Source organism: Luteibacter rhizovicinus DSM 16549 (assembly GCF_001887595.1).
Taxonomy (GTDB): Bacteria; Pseudomonadota; Gammaproteobacteria; order Xanthomonadales; family Rhodanobacteraceae; genus Luteibacter; species Luteibacter rhizovicinus.
The window spans coordinates 3,261,137-3,278,702 of record NZ_CP017480.1 but is presented as its reverse complement, the minus strand read 5'-3'; the positions used below and the strand labels follow the sequence as shown (position 1 = coordinate 3,278,702).

Below are 17,566 nucleotides of genomic sequence, written 5' to 3'. Positions count from 1 at the left end.
CGCCAGCTCATGCCATCGCCGCTGAAGCGGCTCCCACATTTCTTTTGCGTTGGTCGTCATGGTCTGCTTCTTAATGGGTAGCGGCGGGGGGCGACATGGATGCGGGGGCATCATGAGGGTTACTACCCCAGGTCTGACTGGGTTCCGGGCCCATGGTCAGTTCCAGCTTGGCGCCGTTGGCGATGTCGGCATGGCTGAACCAGGGTTTGGTCCAGGGCTTGCCGTTGAGTGTGGCGGACTGGATGTAGATGTTCCGCTCGGAATTGTTCTTTGCGTCGATCTCGAAAACCTTGTCGTTGCCCAGGTGCAGGCGGACGCGATCGAAGATCGGACTGCCAATGATGTAGTCAGGTGTCGCGGGATCCACCGGGTAGAAGCCCATGGCGCTGAGCACATACCACGACGATGTCGAGCCCTGATCATCCATACCGGGATAACCGTAACCGGTGGCATCGCTGCCGTACAGATCGGCGAGGATGCGACGGGTCAGCGCCTGGGTCTTCCAGGGCTGCCCGCTCCATGCATAGAGATAGGCGGCCTGCTGGTCTGGCTGGTTGCCCTGGACGTACTGGCCGATCACGCCCGTGCAGTCGCGGCAGATGCCCTTCGGGGCATACGGCGTGTTGAAGAACGTGTCGAGCTTGGCATTGAAGGCATCGCGCCCGCCGAGCAGGTTCATCAGGCCCTGCACGTCGTGCGGCACCAGCCAGAGCGTCGACCAGCCCGAACCTTCCTTCATCATGAAGTTGTAATACGGCTCCGCCGGATCGAATGGCGAGATCCACTTGCCGTCGTCGGTACGACCGCGGAAGAAGCCCACCGAGGGATCGAAGACGTTGCGGTAGTTGCCGGCGCGACGCTCGAACATCGCGGCATCGTCCTTCTTGCCCAGGCGACGGGCGAGATCGGCTAGCGCGTGGTCGTCCCAGGCATATTCGAGGGTCGTCGCGACACCGGCCTTGCCACCGGCATAAGGTGGGCTCGGATTGCCCGGCGGCACGATGTCCGAAATCCAGCCGTTCTTGTCGTACTCGGCGAGGTAACCGCGCGGCCCCTTCGGATCGGTCGCGTTCTTGCGCAATACCTCGTACGCGCCTGCATAGTCGAACGGAATGCCGCGCTGCATGGCGCCGTCATAGAGGAACACGGCGTGGTCGCCATGGAACGAGGTGTTCATGTAGCCGTGTTCGCGTGCCCGCTCCAGCTCGGAGCGCATGATGTCCTGCACCACCTTTGGCTGGAGCAACATCAGCAAGGCGATCTGGTTACGGCCGGTGTCCCAGTACGGGACGGGACTGTAAAGATCGTACGCGGCGACCTGAAGCTGGCCCTTGGCATCGGTGTAGTGCTCGCCCTTGCGTGCGACGACACGCGGGCTGGCAAAGGAGTGATAGAGCGTCGAATAGAACAAGGCGCGCTGCTTCGGCGTACCGCCAGTCACTTCGACTCGATCGAACAGCTGCGCCCAGGCCGCACGCGCCTTGCGGTGCACGCTGTCGAAATCGGCATCCGCTGCGTGCAGCCGCTGCGCGGCCTCATCCGCACTGTGACCGTGCGCGATCCTCACCAGCACCTGATCGCCGTCCTTCGTATCGAAGGTGACGTAGGCGCCCGCGTAGTTCCCAGAAACCGTGCGCTGGCCGGTCTGGATATCTTCGCGGCCGAGCCCTTCACCCTTGTCATTGACGTCCGCGTGGAACGTACCGAAGGCGGCGAACGGGCGCGAAAATTCCGCGATGAAATAAGGGCCATCGGCGTCGTGGTTGCCGCGGCTTCCTTTGTCGACACCGGTGATAGTGCGATCACCGACGACTGCGACGTCACCACCGCCGCGACGAAGGTTCACCACCACGTTAGACCGATGGCTGTCCGGAAAGGTGAAGCGCATCAGGCTGGTCCACTGCGTCACCGTCAGTTCGGCGCGGGTGTGGAACGTGGCCAGATCGACGGCGTAGTAGCCGGGCGATGCTTTCTCGGTCGCCTTGTCGTAATACGACGACGCGTAGTCTGGCGGGACGGTCCAGTCACCGACCACGGGCATGATCATCGGCGCGGCGCGCGCACCGTACGTCGAGCCGCCGCCGGTGAAGCCGATCATTGCGGGGCGCCCGTAGGCATACGCGACCGGAACGCCGGTGGCGAAACTCAGGTCGGCGTTGATGTTGACCGGCGCGGCGTCGGTCGAGCTTTGCGGCAGGCTCGCACCGGGCGAGGTCATGCCCGAATACAGCGGCTCGCCCGGTGGCGGCGCATTGCCGATGAACTCTTTCCTGTCCAGCGGTGCCGTGCCGACGAGCGGATTCGCTGCATCGACGGGCGAAAGGGTGGAGGTTGACGGTGTGTCATGGCCTGCGTGGGCCGCGCTGAGGGTGCCGAGCGCGAAGACCGAAAGCGTCACCGCGAGAGCACGGCGGCGATAGAACGATAGCTGTGGGGAATTCATCATGTTTTCCTGGGGACGAAAACGAAAGCGGGGCCAGGTATCAGGCCTGGCCCCGCTGGACTTCTTTAACCGCCATCACCGAACTTGTACGTGATGCCTACGTAGTACTGGCGGCCTGCATATTCGAGGCTGACCAGACGTGCCGTGGTATCGCTGCCCAGGTACTGGTGAGGCGTCGACTTCGACAGGTTGATGACCGACGCGGTGACCATGAAGTGCTTGTTGAACTCGTAGTCACCGTTCAGATCGATCTGGTGATACGGCGCCGAATAAATCGGAAGGCCTGCCGCGAGGCCCTGCATGGTCCGGCCAGTGAAGTTGTCACTGGCGCGAAGCAGCAGACCGTTCTTTTCGTAGAACACCGACACGTTGGCCGCATACTTGGCGCTGCCGATCAGCTCGGACTTGCCCACCTGCGTGTCACCCAGGGAAACCGGGGTTTCCGTGGTGTGGTTAAGCGTGTAGTTGGCGATGTAGCCGAAGCCGTTGTCCCAGGTGTGCTGCGTGTAGAACTCGATGCCCTTGGACGTACCCGAGCGGCCATTGGCATTGGTGCTGTACTGCATGAAGTTCGTCGGCGTACCGTTAACGTCGACATTGATGTTGTTGACCGTGACCGGTACGACGAAGTTCTTCACCTTCTTCTGGAACAGATCGATGCCAACCACCGAATGCGGTGCGTAGTACCACTCGGTGGCGAGGTCGAACTGGGTCGCCGTGAACGGTTTCAGGTCCGCATTAGCGCCGCTACCGTACCATCCCGGGAGTGGTGCGCCGAACTGCTTGCGGTCGTCGTAGTAGGCCTGGGTGTTGTTGGTCAGGCTGCCCAGCTGAGCCAGATCCGTATAGTTGGCGCGCGCCAATGCCTGCGAACCTGCGGCGCGGACCACGACGTCGTCCAGGACGTTCCATGCGATATTGAAACTCGGCAACGCTTTGTTGTAGCGCTTGCGCGTGGAGCTGTTCTCGAAGGTCTGCACGACTGCCACTTCGCGCGGCTGGTACTGGAAGTCACCCGGTGCGCAGGCACCGCCGGCAATGTTCTGGCCGGTCGTCGGGCAGATCAGGATGTTGCCGCCCCCATCGTGGTAGTACACCGCGTTGTTGGTTGTGATCTCGTTGGCAACCGTCAGGTCCTGACCCGTGCTGACAAAGCGCAGGCCCACGTTACCGCGGACGGTGCCGGTGTCGAAGTTCGCCTGCACGTAGGCCGCCGCGATCTTCTCCTGAATCGACGACTTGTCATCGGGGTGGTTGTACAGCACCCGGTCGTAGGTCTGGTTGAGATAGTTGTAGTACGCCGGGTAATTGATCGCCGGGAAGGTGCTGTCGCTGTAGGCTTCATTGGTCCCGTCGAGCGAGTTCGCCTGGAGGAATCCCGCAGGCAACTGGCCAGCGTTCGGATCGCAGGTCTGAAACTGCAGCGTCGTACCCTTGCAGTACCAGCGCTGCTCGTTGTTCGTCTGCTCGGCGTGATTGTCGCGGTACTTGAAGCCGAACTGCAGCGACTGGAACCAGCTGGAATCGAAAGCCCAGGTGAGATCGGCCTGGGCGAAATTCTGCGAGTTGCTGGTGTTGACCATGTTGGAACCGGTCGAGCCCAGATCCACCTGCCCTGCACCGGCCAACATGTTTTGCAGCACATCCGGCGAGGCAGTGAGGGTCGGCTTGCCGCCGAGCGTCCACGCCGCACCGTTGCTGCCGTCCACCCACTGGCCGTTGACAAAGTTGCGCGGTTTGGCGGCCATGCTCAACTGGACCGAGGGGCCGCCCGTCGCCCACGTGCGGCCGACGTTGAACGAGCCGCTGAGGCTACCTCCGTTGTCCCACTCGCCTTCCAGGTTGAGGGTCTGCGAGGTGGCCTTTTCGACGTTGTAGCTGCCGTTCAGCCACGGAATCTCGGTGGAGCAGGTATCGACGGCCTGACGCGGCTTGCCGGTGACCGGGTTGGTCAGCGAATTACAACCGACGCCATTGGGCGGGAGAACGTAATTCGCGCCGGTGACGATGGTATGCGACGGATCGAAGGTCAGGCCGTTGGGCGCGAGCAACCTGCCCTGCTGGTCGGCATAGTTGCTGTTGCTCGGCAGGCCCCACTCGGGCACTTCCAGTGTGTTGGTGATCTGGGTCTGCTGGCGCTGGAAGCGGAAGTAGTTACCGGTCAGCAACAGGTGGTCGCTGGGCTTGAACTGCATGGTCGCCTGGGCGCCCTTGGTCTTCAGGTCCAGCTCGTTACGACTCGTGGAAAACTGTTGCGGCATCCAGTAGCCCGAATCGACGTTGCCGGCCTGGTCGACGACACCGCCGCCGGACCACAGGTCGAGATTGGGCGCCACGTCGGGACCGTACGGCCGGCCATGCACATCCGTCGGTGGCGCGGTACACGTGGCCTGGCTCGTACAGTCGTTGCTCCACCAGTGCCAGCTGTCCGCCTTGGCTGTGTAATCGATATCGCGGCGCTTCTGGTACGAACCGGCGACGAGGAAGCCGAACGTCTCGTCCTTGTTCTTCCACGACCACAGGGCCGAGGTCTGCGGCGTGATCTTGCCGCTGTTATCGGAGCCCGCGCCATTGAGGGACACGAAGCCGTCGTTCGCCTTCATTTCCAGCGGACGGCGCGTGTGCAGGTCGACGTTACCGCCGATGCCGCCTTCGTCCAGGCGTGCCTCGAGGCTCTTGTAGAGCTTGATCTCGGAGAACATGTTCGCCGGCATCAGGGTGTAGTTGAACGAGCGCGTCAGGCCGGCCGAGGTATCGGCCGAGGCGACGTAGTTACCGTTCAATTCCGTCAGCGTCAGCTCGGGCGCCAGGCCACGAATGCTGACCGTCTTGCCTTCGCCGGATTCGCGACTGATGACCACACCGGGCACGTGCGCCAATGCGTCGGCGATGTTCTTGGCGGGGAACTGCGCGATGTTCTGCGCGTTGATGACTTCGACGATGGAGTTCGCGTCGCGCTTGTCCAGGACGTTCTGGTCGATCGACTGGCGATAGCTGGTGACGACGACGGTATCCAGGTTTGTCGGACCGGCAGCGGTGTCGTTGCTCTGCTTATCTGTCTTCTTGTCCTTGTCGTTCTTCTTTACCGTCGCATCGGGAGTCGTTTGTGCCGGTGCGGACACCGTCGTTGCGGCAGGCGCGGCGGTCTGCGCGAAAGCGGTCGTCGGGACCCCCAGATAGCCGACGAGCGACAAGGTGGCCGTGGCTAGCGCGGCGCAAAGCGGCTTGCGCTTGAGCATGAGTGGCAGATAAGTCATTTTTTTTATTTCCCTCAGTGGTGTGCGCCTTGCTTGAATCGGCGCGATGGTCCCCCGTTACATCACTGCTGCAGATGCCCGTTCTATGGCGACATGCGCCCTCCCCAATGAATTCAATCGATCCAAATTTTTGGCTGTCAACGGGCATGAAAGCGTGCGCGTGGGACAACTCAAGGCGTGAATTGCGCTACGACGAAGACTGCTGCTCCGAACTCAGGACAGCGTTTCCCGTGTTGCGATCGTCTGGCGACGAGAGGCAACGCAGCGACAACGAGTGACAGGTCCCGCCTACTGACTGCTGGCGGGAGCTCGACGGAAACGATCCGGGCCGCGAGCGGCAGGCATCATGAATACAGCCACGCGCGCATCGCGCGGGCGTGAGCTCATCGACGTACAGGTGCTACTTGGTTTCATGTGGCGGCTTCCCCTTCCCCTAGACAGGCCTGGCAGGAAGCAGCAACGTCTCGGGTGGCGCATGATGCGCCCATCCCTCTGCCCTCCCCACCCCAGTCCAGGCCATCGCTTTCTTCGTATCTCGGCAAGATGCAAAGCGCGGTGACTTGGATCGATCTAAATCCCCTGGGGACAGATTAAGACGCTAAAGCGAAGCGGAGTCACGCTGCGCTGCAAAAATATGACGTTTGGCGGGTAATTGTGTGACGGGCTTCACCGAGACGGGATGCCAAAGGGCGACTTACGTGGACACGTCGGAAAGCGCGGCAACAACACGCGCGACCGGCCGGCCGGCCCTAGGTAGCCTGCGCGTAGCAGGCTACCTAGGGCCGAACCGCGTTTCTTCAGTTCAGGAGCGAATCTTCGTGCGCGCCTGTCTGGCTCTGATGCTCGGTGTACCGGTCCACAAGACCCAGTTCGCTAGCCAAGGTAGCGCTGTTACCTCGCGCTACAAGTTCGAGCAGGCCGGGCGATGCGTGGGTCGCTTCGAGCGCCCGCGCAAGCACTTCAGGTGAGGCACGACGCAAGTTGGCGTCGCGGCCGATGGCTTCGAGCAGTTCGACGGTGTCGCGCATGGTCTTCTCCTAGTGGTCATTGCTGAATCAGCTACTTTGAAGCAACCCGTCGACGCTCCCTCAGTTGAAGAGGGAATCCTCGTCGTCATGCGCCGTCTGGGTCTGGTGCTCGGTATATCTGTCGCTAAGTCCCAGCTCGCTCGTCAACGCGGTGTTGTCACCGAAGGTGACCCGTTCGAGCAAGGCGGGCGAGGCATTGACGGCCCTAAGCGTCCGCGCCAGCACCTCGGGCGAGGCACGACGCAAGGTGGCATCGCGGCCAATGGCTTCGAGCAATTCGACGGTGTCGCGCATGGTTTTCCCCTATGGATGGATGGATTGGCCGAACGATTATGCGGTGACTGCCGGCTCGACGCCCGAGCCGTGGATGGCATCGAGTGCATCGAGACGCGCTCGCATGATGGCGTTCGGCTTCAGTGCCTGGGCCGGCGGAATCACCAGCGTCTCGTGACCCGTGTATTCGGCGGAGGTGAAGTCGCGTAGCGCCACGCGCTGGATATGCGGGCCTTCGATCGGCAGCGTCGGCGCGCGATAGACGATGACCTCGTGGTCAGCCGGATAGTCCTGGCACAAACGCTCGGTCAGCAGTTCGCGGTACGCATCCGGCGTCCGGAACCGCCCCAGCGAACGATCGCCGACGACGCCGAGCTGCCAGAGAATCACGTGGCCAGTCGTATCGAGGTTGCGCTCGAAAAACAGCAACTGGCTGGCTTCGAGATGCTGGCAGCCGAAGCGGGCCGGGTCGATGCCGAGATCGGCGTACAGGCAGTCCTCGGCGGAAATGCCGGGCTCCATGTACGCCTCGTAGCCTTCGGCACGAGCGACCTCGATCACCTTGTGCGGCGACCAGGCAAATATCCCGGGGTGGCCGTAGAAGACCGCGCAGACGCGCTTGCCGGCACGTACCTCGGTCATCATGACCTCGACCCATTCGCGATAGGTCTTCATCCGGGACTTGCCCGGCTTGTAGTACGGCTGGAGGCTGCGGATGTTCGGATTCAAGCGCTCCAGCCACAGTTCGACGACATGATCCGACAGCGCGGCGAAGACGATATCCGCGGTCTCGATGTAGTTACGCGCGATGGGCGTCAGATGTGAGCCCAGGGTGATGCCCATGCCTACGGAGGTGATGCTGCCGCGGGGAGCGTCGGTCGATTCGGAATTGGGTGTGTTCATGGGGTCACAGTATGCAAAAGCGATGATGACAAACGAGGGCATGCCGATGGCGGTCCGAGGACCGGCGACGACCCCTCGTCAAGATGCGACGCAGTTCACATTTACGACCGGCGGCCACCCTGCTCTGACAGGGAGCCTTTCCAGAGATCTGCGCGTGTCAGGTCGTTCCGGGTCATGCCGAGGGTTCCTTAGTTCAGGAACAGGTCCGCTTCGTGGGCGCCTGTCTGGCTCATGTGCTCGACATACCTGTCGACCAGACCGAGTTCGTTCTTCAGGCCGGTGCTGTCGCCGTTGGCGACCAGTTCAAGCAGGCCGGGCGAGGCATGCGTCGCCTCGAGTACCCGGGCAAGAACCTCGGGCGAGGCACGACGCAGGTTGGCATCACGGCCAATGGCTTCTAGCAAATCGACGGTGTCGCGCATCATCTTCCCCTGATTAGTAAACGCCACGAGATCATAGGCTCCGCCGGGTCCGTGTCAACTGACGAGCGGCGGCCGCAATCGCAGCGCCTGCAAGGCAATAGGCTCGCAAGAAATAGCGACGCACATCCTGGATCTCCGGCCTGAATCCCCAGCGATGCTGAAACGGGATAAGTGATAGCCGGAACCGACGGCTACCGGCTCTGATGGGGCGGGAGGATATTTGTTTCGTCGGACGGGCCCCCGTCCAGCGAATCTCTGTCAGGAATACCATCATGTCCAAGAAAGTACTGATCACGGGTGCCACCGGCGACACCGGCCGCGCCGCGGTCCGCGAAGCCCTGGCCCTTGGCCTGGAAGTCCGCGCCATGGTCCGTCGCCACGACGACCGCTCTGCCGCCCTGAGCGCCCTCGGCGCCGAGGTGGTCCTGGGCGATCTGCAGGAAGTGAACACGCTGCGCGACGCCATGCAGGGCGTCGAGTCGGCTTACTTCGTATACCCGGTGGCCCCGGGGCTGCTTTCCGCCACGGTGAACTTCGCCCAGGCCGCGAAAGAGACCGGCCTGAAGACGATCATCAATCTTTCGCAGCGCTCGGCCGACCGCGAGTCCAGCAGCAACTCCTGCCGCGATACCTACATTTCCGAAGAAGTCTTCAACTGGTCTGGCGTGCCGGTGGTCCACCTGCGCCCCACCTACTTCCTCGAATGGCTGCTTTACCCCTGGCAGCTGCCGTACCTGCAGCAGGGCATCCTGCGCATGCCGGTCGGCAAGGGCCGTCATTCGCCGATTGCCGCCGATGACCAGGGCCGCGCCATTGCCGCCCTGCTGAAGAATGCGGACGGTTACGTCGGAAAGATCGTGCCGCTCTCCGGTCCGGTCGAGATGGACCATGAGCAGATGGCTGCCGAACTGACCGAAGCCCTCGGCCGTCCGATCGTCTTCCAGGATCTCCCGGTGCAGGAATACGCCGAGTCGATCGCCGCGATGGGTGTACCCGAGTACATCGTCCAGCACCTCAGCGGCGCCATGGTCGACTACCAGCACGGCCACATGGCCGGTGCCGACAACAACGTGGAACAGATCACCGGCCGCCGCTCGATGACCGTGGGTGAGTTCGCCCGCCTCCACGCCGACCAGATCAACGGCAACTGATTCCCTTCACTCCTTCGAGGTCGTTATGGACGTCATCACCCAGTTCGTACAGCGCAACGCCGAGTTCGCCGAGCACGGTTTCCATCAGGAGCTGAAGATCATCCCTTCGCTCAAGACCCTGATCATCGGGTGCGTGGATCCCCGCGTCGATCCCATGGATATCCTGAAACTGCAACCGGGCGAAGCAGCGATCATCCGCAACGTCGGCGGCCGCGTGAACCCTTCCTTGTTCGAAACCCTGAAGATCCTCAGCACCGTGTCCAAGGCGGGCGGCGTGGAAGTCGGCAAGGACTGGAACCTGGTCGTTCTCCAACACACGCAGTGCGGTATCAACGGTTGCTACCACAACGCGCCGGAACTGCTCGCACCGTATATGGGCGTGCCGCTGGAACAGCTCGATACCAAGGCCATCACCGACCCGTACAAGGCGGTCGCGATCGACGTCGAAGCCCTCCGCGCCCATCCGGTCGTGGGCAAGAACTTCACCATCTCCGGCCTGTTGTACGACGTAGCGACCGGGCTCATCGAGACGGTCGTGCCACCGGCGGCGTGACTCGAGGCGAGGGACGCGCGCGTGGCGTCAGAGGACAACGCGCGTTCCAATCCTTCAATCGATGAGCGGAACGGCTCCCTAACCTAGGCGTACCGCGGGCATCGGCCCGTCATGCGCTCAGGAACCACCCCATGCATCGCACACGCAAGCTCATCACCGCCCTGTCACTCGCCGTGGCAACCGGTTCCTCCTTCGCCGCACCGACGGCTGCCCCGGCGCAGGACGTCACCGTGGTCCTCGTCCACGGCGCGTGGGCCGACGGTTCCAGCTGGAACAAGGTCATTCCCCTGCTTCAGGCCAAGGGCATCAAGGTGCTCGTGGTGCAGAACCCGCTGACCTCATTGGCAGATGACGTTGCCGCTACCCAGCGCACGATGGCATCGGCCAGCGGCAAGGTCATCCTCGTCGGCCACAGTTGGGCAGGCACCGTGATCACCGAAGCGGGTAACGACGCCCGTGTCGCAGGCCTGGTCTACGTGGCGGCCTTTGCCAACAAGGACGGCCAGTCGGCCGGCGAACTGGTTGGCGCGTATCCCAAGACGCCTGCGCTCTCGACGATCCGCGACGATGGTCATGGCTTTCTCTACCAGACCGCCGAAGGCGTGCGTGACAACTTCGCGCCGGATATCCCGAAGGCCGACGCCGCCACGCTCGCCGTCACCCAGGGCGCGCTGGCCCAGTCCACCTTCAGTGACAAGGTGACCGTCGCTGCCTGGAAGACGAAGCCGTCGTGGTACGTCGTCTCGGCCAACGACCGCGTGATCAATCCGCAGCTGGAGCGCGATGTAGCCAAGGCGATGAACGCCAAGACCACCGTTCTTCCGTCCAGCCATGTATCGCTGCTATCACATCCGCGAGAAGTGGCGGCCGTGATCGAGGATGCGGTGAAGAGCGTCAGCAGCGCCCACTAATCGGCGACGCCCCGCCGGGCAAGGCCAGGCGGGGCGCTTATTCGTTTACGCCGCTTCTCTCGTCGAACCGTAACAGGCGCCCTGCACTCGCCAGCACGCCGAAGGCAGCGCAGTTCTGGAGGACCGCCGCCGTCAACGCGCCACCGCTGCCACCGCCACCGACCAGCGCGAGCGTGATGAGTACGACCGTCCAACCAGCGCTCAGGGCGAGATTGAGCTGAAGGGTGCGGCGCGCACGACGGCCGAGGCGGACACACGTCGCCACACGAGCGAAATCGTGCCCCGTGAGTACGATGTCCGCCGAGGCCATGGCGATGTCGCTGCCCTGCCCGCCCATGGCGATGCCTACCGCACCCGCCCTCAACGCCAATGCGTCGTTGATGCCGTCGCCAACGACGATCGGTCGCCCGCCGCTGTCGACCAGTTGACGAACAAAGGCCAGCTTGTCGTGCGGCAGGGCGCCGGCAACGACCTCATCGATGCCGACCAGACGCGCAATGCGATCGGCTTCACTGGCCCGGTCGCCCGTGAGCAATGTCTGCCGGCCAAGGCCGAGGTCGCGCAGGGCATCGAGCGTCGCCGCGACACCGGCTCGAAGTTCGTCGGCAAGCAGGATCCAGCCGAGAAACCGCGTCCCTTCGGAGACGCCCGCCACGGGGCCGGCATGCGAGGGCGCGGGATCGCATGTGATGCCGTGCGCGGTGAACAAGGCTTCGCGGCCTAGCAGCACCTGGCCTTGCGGGGCCATCGCCACCATGCCGAAGCCGGCTTGCTCGTGCACCTCGGCGAGAACGACATCGTCGTCGCCGGAAAGGTGTGCCAGGGCGCGTCCTACGGGATGACTGCTCACGCGGCCCAGTGCACGGGCGAGCGCGCGGAGATGGTCGGACGACACGCCGGGCTCGCACCTGACGTCGACCACGCGAAGCTGGCCGGTCGTGACGGTGCCTGTCTTGTCGAGCACCACGGCGTCCGCATCGGCGAGACGTTCGAGGAAGACACTGCTCTTGAGCAGGATGCCGTGACGCGCGGCGACGCTGACTGCCGCCAACGCCGTGGACGGCGCGGCAAGCACCATGGCGGAGGGACAGGCAGCAACCAGCAGCGCGAGAACCGCGGCCGAGTTCAGCGTGGTGAACCAGACCATCGCGGCGAGCAGGATGACCAGGATCAGGTACTTGCCCGCGTAGCGTTCCAAGAGGCGGGTCACCGCCGGCTTGCTACGCTCAGCCTCCTGCATCAGGGCCACGACCCTGCCCAGTGCGCTATCGCCACCGACACGCGTGACACGGACGCGGAGCACCCCGTTCAGACTCACCGAGCCACCCAGCACGGTCTGCCCGAGCGTCGCCTCCATGGGCAATGACTCACCGGTCAACGACGCGGTATCCAGGCTCGCCACGCCATCGACGACGACCCCATCCGCCGGCACCTTGTCGCCGGCACGCACTTCGACGGTATCGCCCGGCCGAAGCGCCGCGACATCGATCGACGTCACCACCCCTTCGGCGTCGATGCGTCGGGCGACGGCCGTGGTGAGATTCGACAACGCCTCCACCGCCTCGCGCGACCCCAGCAAGGAGCGATCCTCGAGCACGCGGCCGATCATCATCACCACCGGCAACAGCGTCGCCGTGACGAAGTCCGCCGAAACCCAGCACGCGATCACCGCCAGGGCGACGAGTTGATCGACGACACCATGGAGATCCGGCTGGCGGAGACTACGAAAGGCGGCGGCCATGACCGGGCCGCCCATCAGGACCGCGGCGAGTGCCGTGAGCAGTTGCCGCTCGACGGTCAGCGTGTCCGCCGCGATACCGAGCAGCCACGCCAGCCCGAGCAAGCCCAGCGACCAGAGGACCAGCACGATGCGCAGCCGCCAGTGGCGACGCTCGCGCCGGGTCAGCAGGGCAGCCGGTACGGGTGGCGCGTTGACTGCCGCGTTCACTGGCCTACCCCCGGCACGAGGACCCGGCCGCCGACACCTGCGGGAACGGTATCCACGCGCTCGGCGACATCGAAGAGCGACTTGATGCGCTCCCGATACACCTGATCGAGCACCATCGCATGACTCATGGTCGTGTCCTTGCCGAGCGCGAGCACGAGGGCTGAATTGCTCTTGGCTGCGCTCACGGTTTCCTGCGCCCTGGCGCGTGCTTCGTCGAGCGTCTGCTCACGCATTTGTTCGGCCGACTGCCGACGGATTTCCGCCGTGGTACGCGCCTGCGCGAGCGCACGCTCGACCTGTTGCGACACCTGGAGCACGTTATCGAACGACGCCTTGGCCCCGGCAGGGATGCTGGCGACGACATCGGTGCGGGCCACCCGGATGCCGAGGCCCTCGCGCGTCGAGCCCATGGCATCGAGGCGCTGGTTGATCAGAGCCACCAGGTCCGTACGAAAGCGTTCCCGGCGCGCCGCATAGGAAGGATCGTTGGCCCGCTCCGGACGCGCGACGAGGATGGAATCCATGTCCCGGCTGGCGCACACGCTGACTGCCGCGGCAACGACCGCCCTGCGAAGCGCCGGCTCGACGTGGTCGGCGGAAATGACGTACGCGGTCGCATCGGTGATCTGGTAGAACACGGTGACGCGCAGATGCACGATGCCGCCATCGCCGGTGAGGAAGAACCAGGTGTTCTCGCGCGCCTCGTCGTTGACGATGTAGCCGGTGGACAACTCATCGCCCGGCGGCGGTAACGATCCACCGATTTCCAGGGCCTCGGGCGAGAACTGTACCTGCCGCCCTGGGGATGGCAGGACGATGATGCGATCGATCGGCGTCGGCCAACTCACCAGCAGGCCGGGCCCGCTTTCACGGATGACCTGACCGAAGCGGGTGACGACCGCCTGGCTGTCCGGTGCTACACGCGACACGCCGGTCACCGCCCAGGCCAGGGCAAGCAAACCGACCAGGCCGAAGAGCAGCCGAAACGACCACTTGAGCGCATCGCCAAGGAGGGACACCGCTGGCACAGCACTCATGGCCGGGATTTCGCCGGAGCGGCGCTGTGCGGCACCGGTCCATCGACCAGCAGACGGAACGGCGCGGCATCCGTGCGCAGGACGAGGCGCGTGCTCGGCGTGATCGTCGCATCGAGCGTGTCGAACGAACGCAGCAGCGTGTACAACGCCGGATCGGAGGCGTAGGCCTGCTGGTACACCGAGGCCGACTGCACCTGGGCATCCGCTTCGATCGACGACGCCTCCGCCTTGGCCCCGGCGATGGCGATGCGTGCGTCGCGCTCGGCTTCGGAGACGACCTGCGCGGCCTCCCGCTGCCCTTCCGCCGAGCGCTGGGCGGACGCCGTGTCGCGCTCCGCCTTCATGCGCTCGATGGTTGCCTGCAGCGCTTCCGTCGACAACGTCAGGCGCTCGATACCCGCCTGCTCGACGTCCACGCCGTAAACGGTTCGCGCCTGCTGGCCGACCAGGGTCTTCAGGCGTGCCTCGAAGTCGGCCAGGCGGACCTTGGCAGGATCCGTGTTCACCAGCTGGGCGAGATCGAAGCTGCTCGCCGTGATCTCCAGCGAGGAAGCCATCAGGCTCCGGAGCTGTGACGCGGCGACGTCCGGCTGGTTCTGCACGGCGCGCAGGTAGCGCTCGACGGCGTCGGGATCGTGAGGAACACGCCAGACCACATAAGCCTGCACCAGCACACGAAGGCCGTCACGGGTGCCGACGTCCTGCAGGCCGCTGGACGTCGTGCGAAGGCGCAAGTCGATATCCGTCGTCGCTTCGATCGGCGCTGGCCACTTCAGTGCGCCGCCTGCATCGACCAGCACGCGCACCGGTTTTCCCAGCCGGGTGATGACGACACCCTGCCCCGGACTCACCACGACGAAGGACGCTGCCGCGACGGCGAGAACGACGATAACGCTGGCGACGATCCAGCGGGACACGTGTCGCAGGTGGGATACCGGCGGCGAATCGTGCGGCACGGTGGCGGGGTCGGCGTAATCGGCAGGCGTGTTCAAAGTGTTCCCCCTGTGGATCCTGCGAAGGGTCGCAAGTCCAGCGTGGTCTGGGTGCCGTCGATGCGATGATCGACGACGGTAAGGTGGGCCTTGCCAAGGTCGTTGCGAAGATGAGTGAGCCAGCTTTCGAAGACGAAGACGTCGTGTCCGGCGGCGAGGCTTCGCGTATCGGCTTCGAAGGTCGTCCTCGTCGCGGTGGCGGACGCCAGTTGCTCCGCGGCGCTGGCTTTGGCGAGATTCACCGTGCGCAACGCGTCCTGGCTGGCAGAGCCGCGTAGCGCATAGGCTCGCGCGCGACTGTCGAAACGCATGGCGTCCGCCCGAATCTCCGAAGCCTGGACGTTGTGGTACGCCATCGCCGCGCCGGGTGGCGGATGAATCGCTTCCACGACGACGCCGACAATGGCGATACCGGCGTGGAATGCGCTGACATTGGCCTGGAGGTCGCGCCTGAAGCGCTCGACGAACACGCTGCGGTTTTCACCGAGCAGCTGGTCGAGCGTCGATGTCGCGAAGTGCGAGACGAGAAGCCGGCCCGCGGCCACGCGTATCAGTCCCGCCGCATCGGAGCTGCCGTAGACCGACTCGAGCACGCCGTCGTGGTTGTCGGGCACGCGGAACATCACACGCAGGTCGACGTTGACGATCTGGAAGCCCTCGCGCCCTCCCGTGCTGCTCGCGATGAGGTAGCTCGCTTCGCCGGGATGACTCGCATCCCATAGTCGATCCGCGGGCGGTGCGGGAATGGCTTCGGCATCCATGCCAGCGTCGACGTCCGCGCGTCCTGCACTGGCCAGCTCGGCCAGCAAGCGTCCGCCCGGCCTCGCCGAGAAGACGATAGGCATCTGGTGCACGGCCCCGAATTCGACCGTACGCGTGCGTGCAAAAGGCCACGGCGCGTGGAGATGCAGACCCGGACCGACGAGCCCGACCGGACGTCCCATGTGTTCGACCACCGCCCGCTCATCGACGCCGAGTACCGTCACGCCGGTAGCCAGCCAGGCAAAGACGGCTAGCGCGGCGGTGACGGGCAAGACGGCGCGAAGTGCGTAGGCGAGCACCCAGCTCTGCGACAGATCGATGCCATACGCCTGCCGCAACCACGCGCTCCCGCGCGAGACACGTGGCCATTGCAGGCGCAGCAGGCTCGCCGTCCAGGTCAGCGCCGCCGAGGTTCGCTCGGCAAAGGGACGCTTCGGCGTGAACAGCAACGCGCTTGCGCGAATCATGGCCTCGGCGGCGGCGAGCGATACCAGGACCAGTGGCACCAGCGCGAACCACTCCGCCCAGATGTAGCCGAGCGAGGCAAAGAGGGTCGCTGCGCCAAGGACGAGACTCGACACGAGGGGGATCCGCAGCACCGTCTCCACGGCCGGACCGGACCCCGTCGCACGGGCGACGAGGAGGCGCTGGAGAATCAGCAGCGGCATGCCGGCCACCAGGAGGATCGCCGCCGAATAGGTGGCCGGTGCACCCATGGCCTGACCCACCGCCTTGAAGTGCACGATCGCGACGGCGAGGCAGAGGCCGCCGCCGCCGAACGCGATCAATCCAGGGAGCCAGTCGCCCACCCAGTCGATGGTATCGAAGCGACGACGTGCCTCGCGCGCGGCCAGCACGCCGCGCCGAAGCACGATGTTGGCGGGCAGCCGTCGATACACCATCGCGCGGAACGGTCCGACCCATGCGGTGGGGCGACCGCGCACCTGTGCAGTCACGCCTTCGCTGAACAGGCCGGTGGCCGCGAACAGGAGCGTGAGTCCCAGCACGCGCACCGGCACACTGGCCGCCGCAAGGCAGGCGATAGCGCCAATGAGCAGTACAGAACCCAGCGCGTGGAGTGCCCAGGCCGGCGGAGGACGTTTGATGCTCATCCCTGCTCCATACGCGCAGCCAGCCACATGACGAAGAAGCCCGCCCCCATGCCAATGGCGGGAGCGGCCCGCTGGTTGGGTGCCAACCGGGCCCAGACCCCGGGCAGGATGTCCGCGAGCGCGACGTAGAGCACCGTGCCCGATGCCGCAGCCAGCGCCAGCCCGAGGCCGACCGGCGTCAGCGGCACGAGTTGCATGATCAGGGCACCGAAGGGCACTCCCAGGGCCATCGCCAGCGAAAGCACGAAGGCGCGCCGCGGTGGGTAACCGCCAGCGACCAGCACACTGGCGCTACTGAGTTCACGCGGCACTTCATGCAGGGCGATCGCCAGCATGACGGCGATGCCCGTGGCTTCGCCGCCGATGAATGCCGCCGCGACGATGACGCCGTCGACGACGTGGTGAACGAAGTCGCCCGCCAGGTTCATGCGGGCGAAAGGCGTACGCTGCGCGCCCTCCTCCGTCGTCGCGCCGGGTGTCCAACGAATCCAGCATTCGACCGCGACCAGTACCAGTGCGCCGGCCGCGAGCGCCACCATGACGCGCTCGAACGGTTGCCCGGTTTCCACGGCTTCCGGCAGGACATGCAGCAGCGCGTCACCGATGAGCAGCCCGACCGCCAGCGACTGCAACCAGACCAGCCAGGACGACAACATCCCGCCGGGAAGCCAGACGACAAGGCGCGACACAAGCGATATGGCGGCAAGGAAGCAGGCGGCCAACACCACTTCGTCGAAGTTCTTGTACGGGATCAAGGCAGGTGTCCTGAGGTTG

Annotated in this window: 14 protein-coding genes; 3 read left to right on the top strand and 11 right to left on the bottom strand. The window is 64.6% G+C overall.

Annotated features, from left to right (window positions below):
- Positions 1–70: 70 nt before the first annotated feature.
- The 6 genes from BJI69_RS15030 to BJI69_RS15005 form a co-directional block, all read right to left on the bottom strand.
- The gene (locus BJI69_RS15030; RefSeq protein ID WP_125903071.1) at positions 71–2,443 is read right to left on the bottom strand and encodes a GH92 family glycosyl hydrolase; all 2,373 of its coding nucleotides are present in this window, start codon (positions 2,441–2,443) and stop codon (positions 71–73) included.
- Positions 2,444–2,508: 65 nt separating this feature from the next.
- A complete protein-coding gene (locus tag BJI69_RS15025; protein ID WP_046967115.1) occupies positions 2,509–5,700 on the bottom strand; it encodes a TonB-dependent receptor in 3,192 nt (1,063 codons plus the stop codon).
- A gap of 797 nt (positions 5,701–6,497) precedes the next feature.
- Positions 6,498–6,728, bottom strand: a complete 231-nt coding sequence (locus BJI69_RS15020; protein WP_046967114.1) for a hypothetical protein — start codon at positions 6,726–6,728, stop codon at positions 6,498–6,500.
- A gap of 60 nt (positions 6,729–6,788) precedes the next feature.
- A complete protein-coding gene (locus BJI69_RS15015) occupies positions 6,789–7,022 on the bottom strand; it encodes a hypothetical protein (RefSeq protein ID WP_046967113.1) in 234 nt (77 codons plus the stop codon).
- A gap of 36 nt (positions 7,023–7,058) precedes the next feature.
- Positions 7,059–7,904, bottom strand: coding sequence for an SAM-dependent methyltransferase (locus tag BJI69_RS15010; protein WP_046967191.1), 846 nt, complete (start codon positions 7,902–7,904; stop codon positions 7,059–7,061).
- Positions 7,905–8,092: 188 nt separating this feature from the next.
- Positions 8,093–8,326 (bottom strand): hypothetical protein, encoded by a 234-nt coding sequence (locus BJI69_RS15005; RefSeq protein WP_046967112.1) that lies wholly within the window; start codon positions 8,324–8,326, stop codon positions 8,093–8,095.
- Between the two features lie 272 nt (positions 8,327–8,598).
- Here BJI69_RS15005 and BJI69_RS15000 point away from each other — a divergent pair, with 272 nt between their 5' ends.
- From BJI69_RS15000 to BJI69_RS14990, 3 genes are all read left to right on the top strand, one after another.
- Positions 8,599–9,477 (top strand): NmrA family NAD(P)-binding protein, encoded by an 879-nt coding sequence (locus tag BJI69_RS15000; protein WP_046967111.1) that lies wholly within the window; start codon positions 8,599–8,601, stop codon positions 9,475–9,477.
- 25 nt (positions 9,478–9,502) lie between these two features.
- Positions 9,503–10,030 carry a carbonic anhydrase gene (locus BJI69_RS14995; protein ID WP_046967110.1) on the top strand — a complete coding sequence of 176 codons (528 nt, stop codon included), beginning with the start codon at positions 9,503–9,505 and terminating at the stop codon, positions 10,028–10,030.
- A 131-nt stretch (positions 10,031–10,161) separates the two neighbouring features.
- The gene (locus BJI69_RS14990; RefSeq protein ID WP_046967109.1) at positions 10,162–10,941 is read left to right on the top strand and encodes an alpha/beta fold hydrolase; all 780 of its coding nucleotides are present in this window, start codon (positions 10,162–10,164) and stop codon (positions 10,939–10,941) included.
- A 37-nt stretch (positions 10,942–10,978) separates the two neighbouring features.
- Here BJI69_RS14990 and BJI69_RS14985 read toward each other — a convergent pair whose 3' ends face one another.
- The 5 genes from BJI69_RS14985 to BJI69_RS14965 are packed head-to-tail and all read right to left on the bottom strand — an operon-like array spanning position 10,979 to position 17,547.
- Positions 10,979–12,889, bottom strand: a complete 1,911-nt coding sequence (locus BJI69_RS14985) for a heavy metal translocating P-type ATPase (protein WP_046967108.1) — start codon at positions 12,887–12,889, stop codon at positions 10,979–10,981.
- Positions 12,886–13,926: an SPFH domain-containing protein gene (locus BJI69_RS14980; protein ID WP_046967107.1), complete on the bottom strand. Its 1,041-nt coding sequence runs from the start codon at positions 13,924–13,926 to the stop codon at positions 12,886–12,888. Before BJI69_RS14980 ends, BJI69_RS14985 begins: the two co-directional genes overlap by 4 nt.
- Positions 13,923–14,918 (bottom strand): SPFH domain-containing protein, encoded by a 996-nt coding sequence (locus BJI69_RS14975; protein WP_211258476.1) that lies wholly within the window; start codon positions 14,916–14,918, stop codon positions 13,923–13,925. The genes BJI69_RS14980 and BJI69_RS14975 overlap by 4 nt, the downstream gene beginning before the upstream one ends.
- A complete protein-coding gene (locus BJI69_RS14970) occupies positions 14,915–16,792 on the bottom strand; it encodes an SPFH domain-containing protein (protein ID WP_046967106.1) in 1,878 nt (625 codons plus the stop codon). The genes BJI69_RS14975 and BJI69_RS14970 overlap by 4 nt, the downstream gene beginning before the upstream one ends.
- Entirely contained in the window at positions 16,789–17,547 is a 759-nt protein-coding gene (locus BJI69_RS14965) for a ZIP family metal transporter (RefSeq protein WP_046967105.1), read from the bottom strand. Before BJI69_RS14965 ends, BJI69_RS14970 begins: the two co-directional genes overlap by 4 nt.
- Positions 17,548–17,566 lie beyond the last annotated feature (19 nt).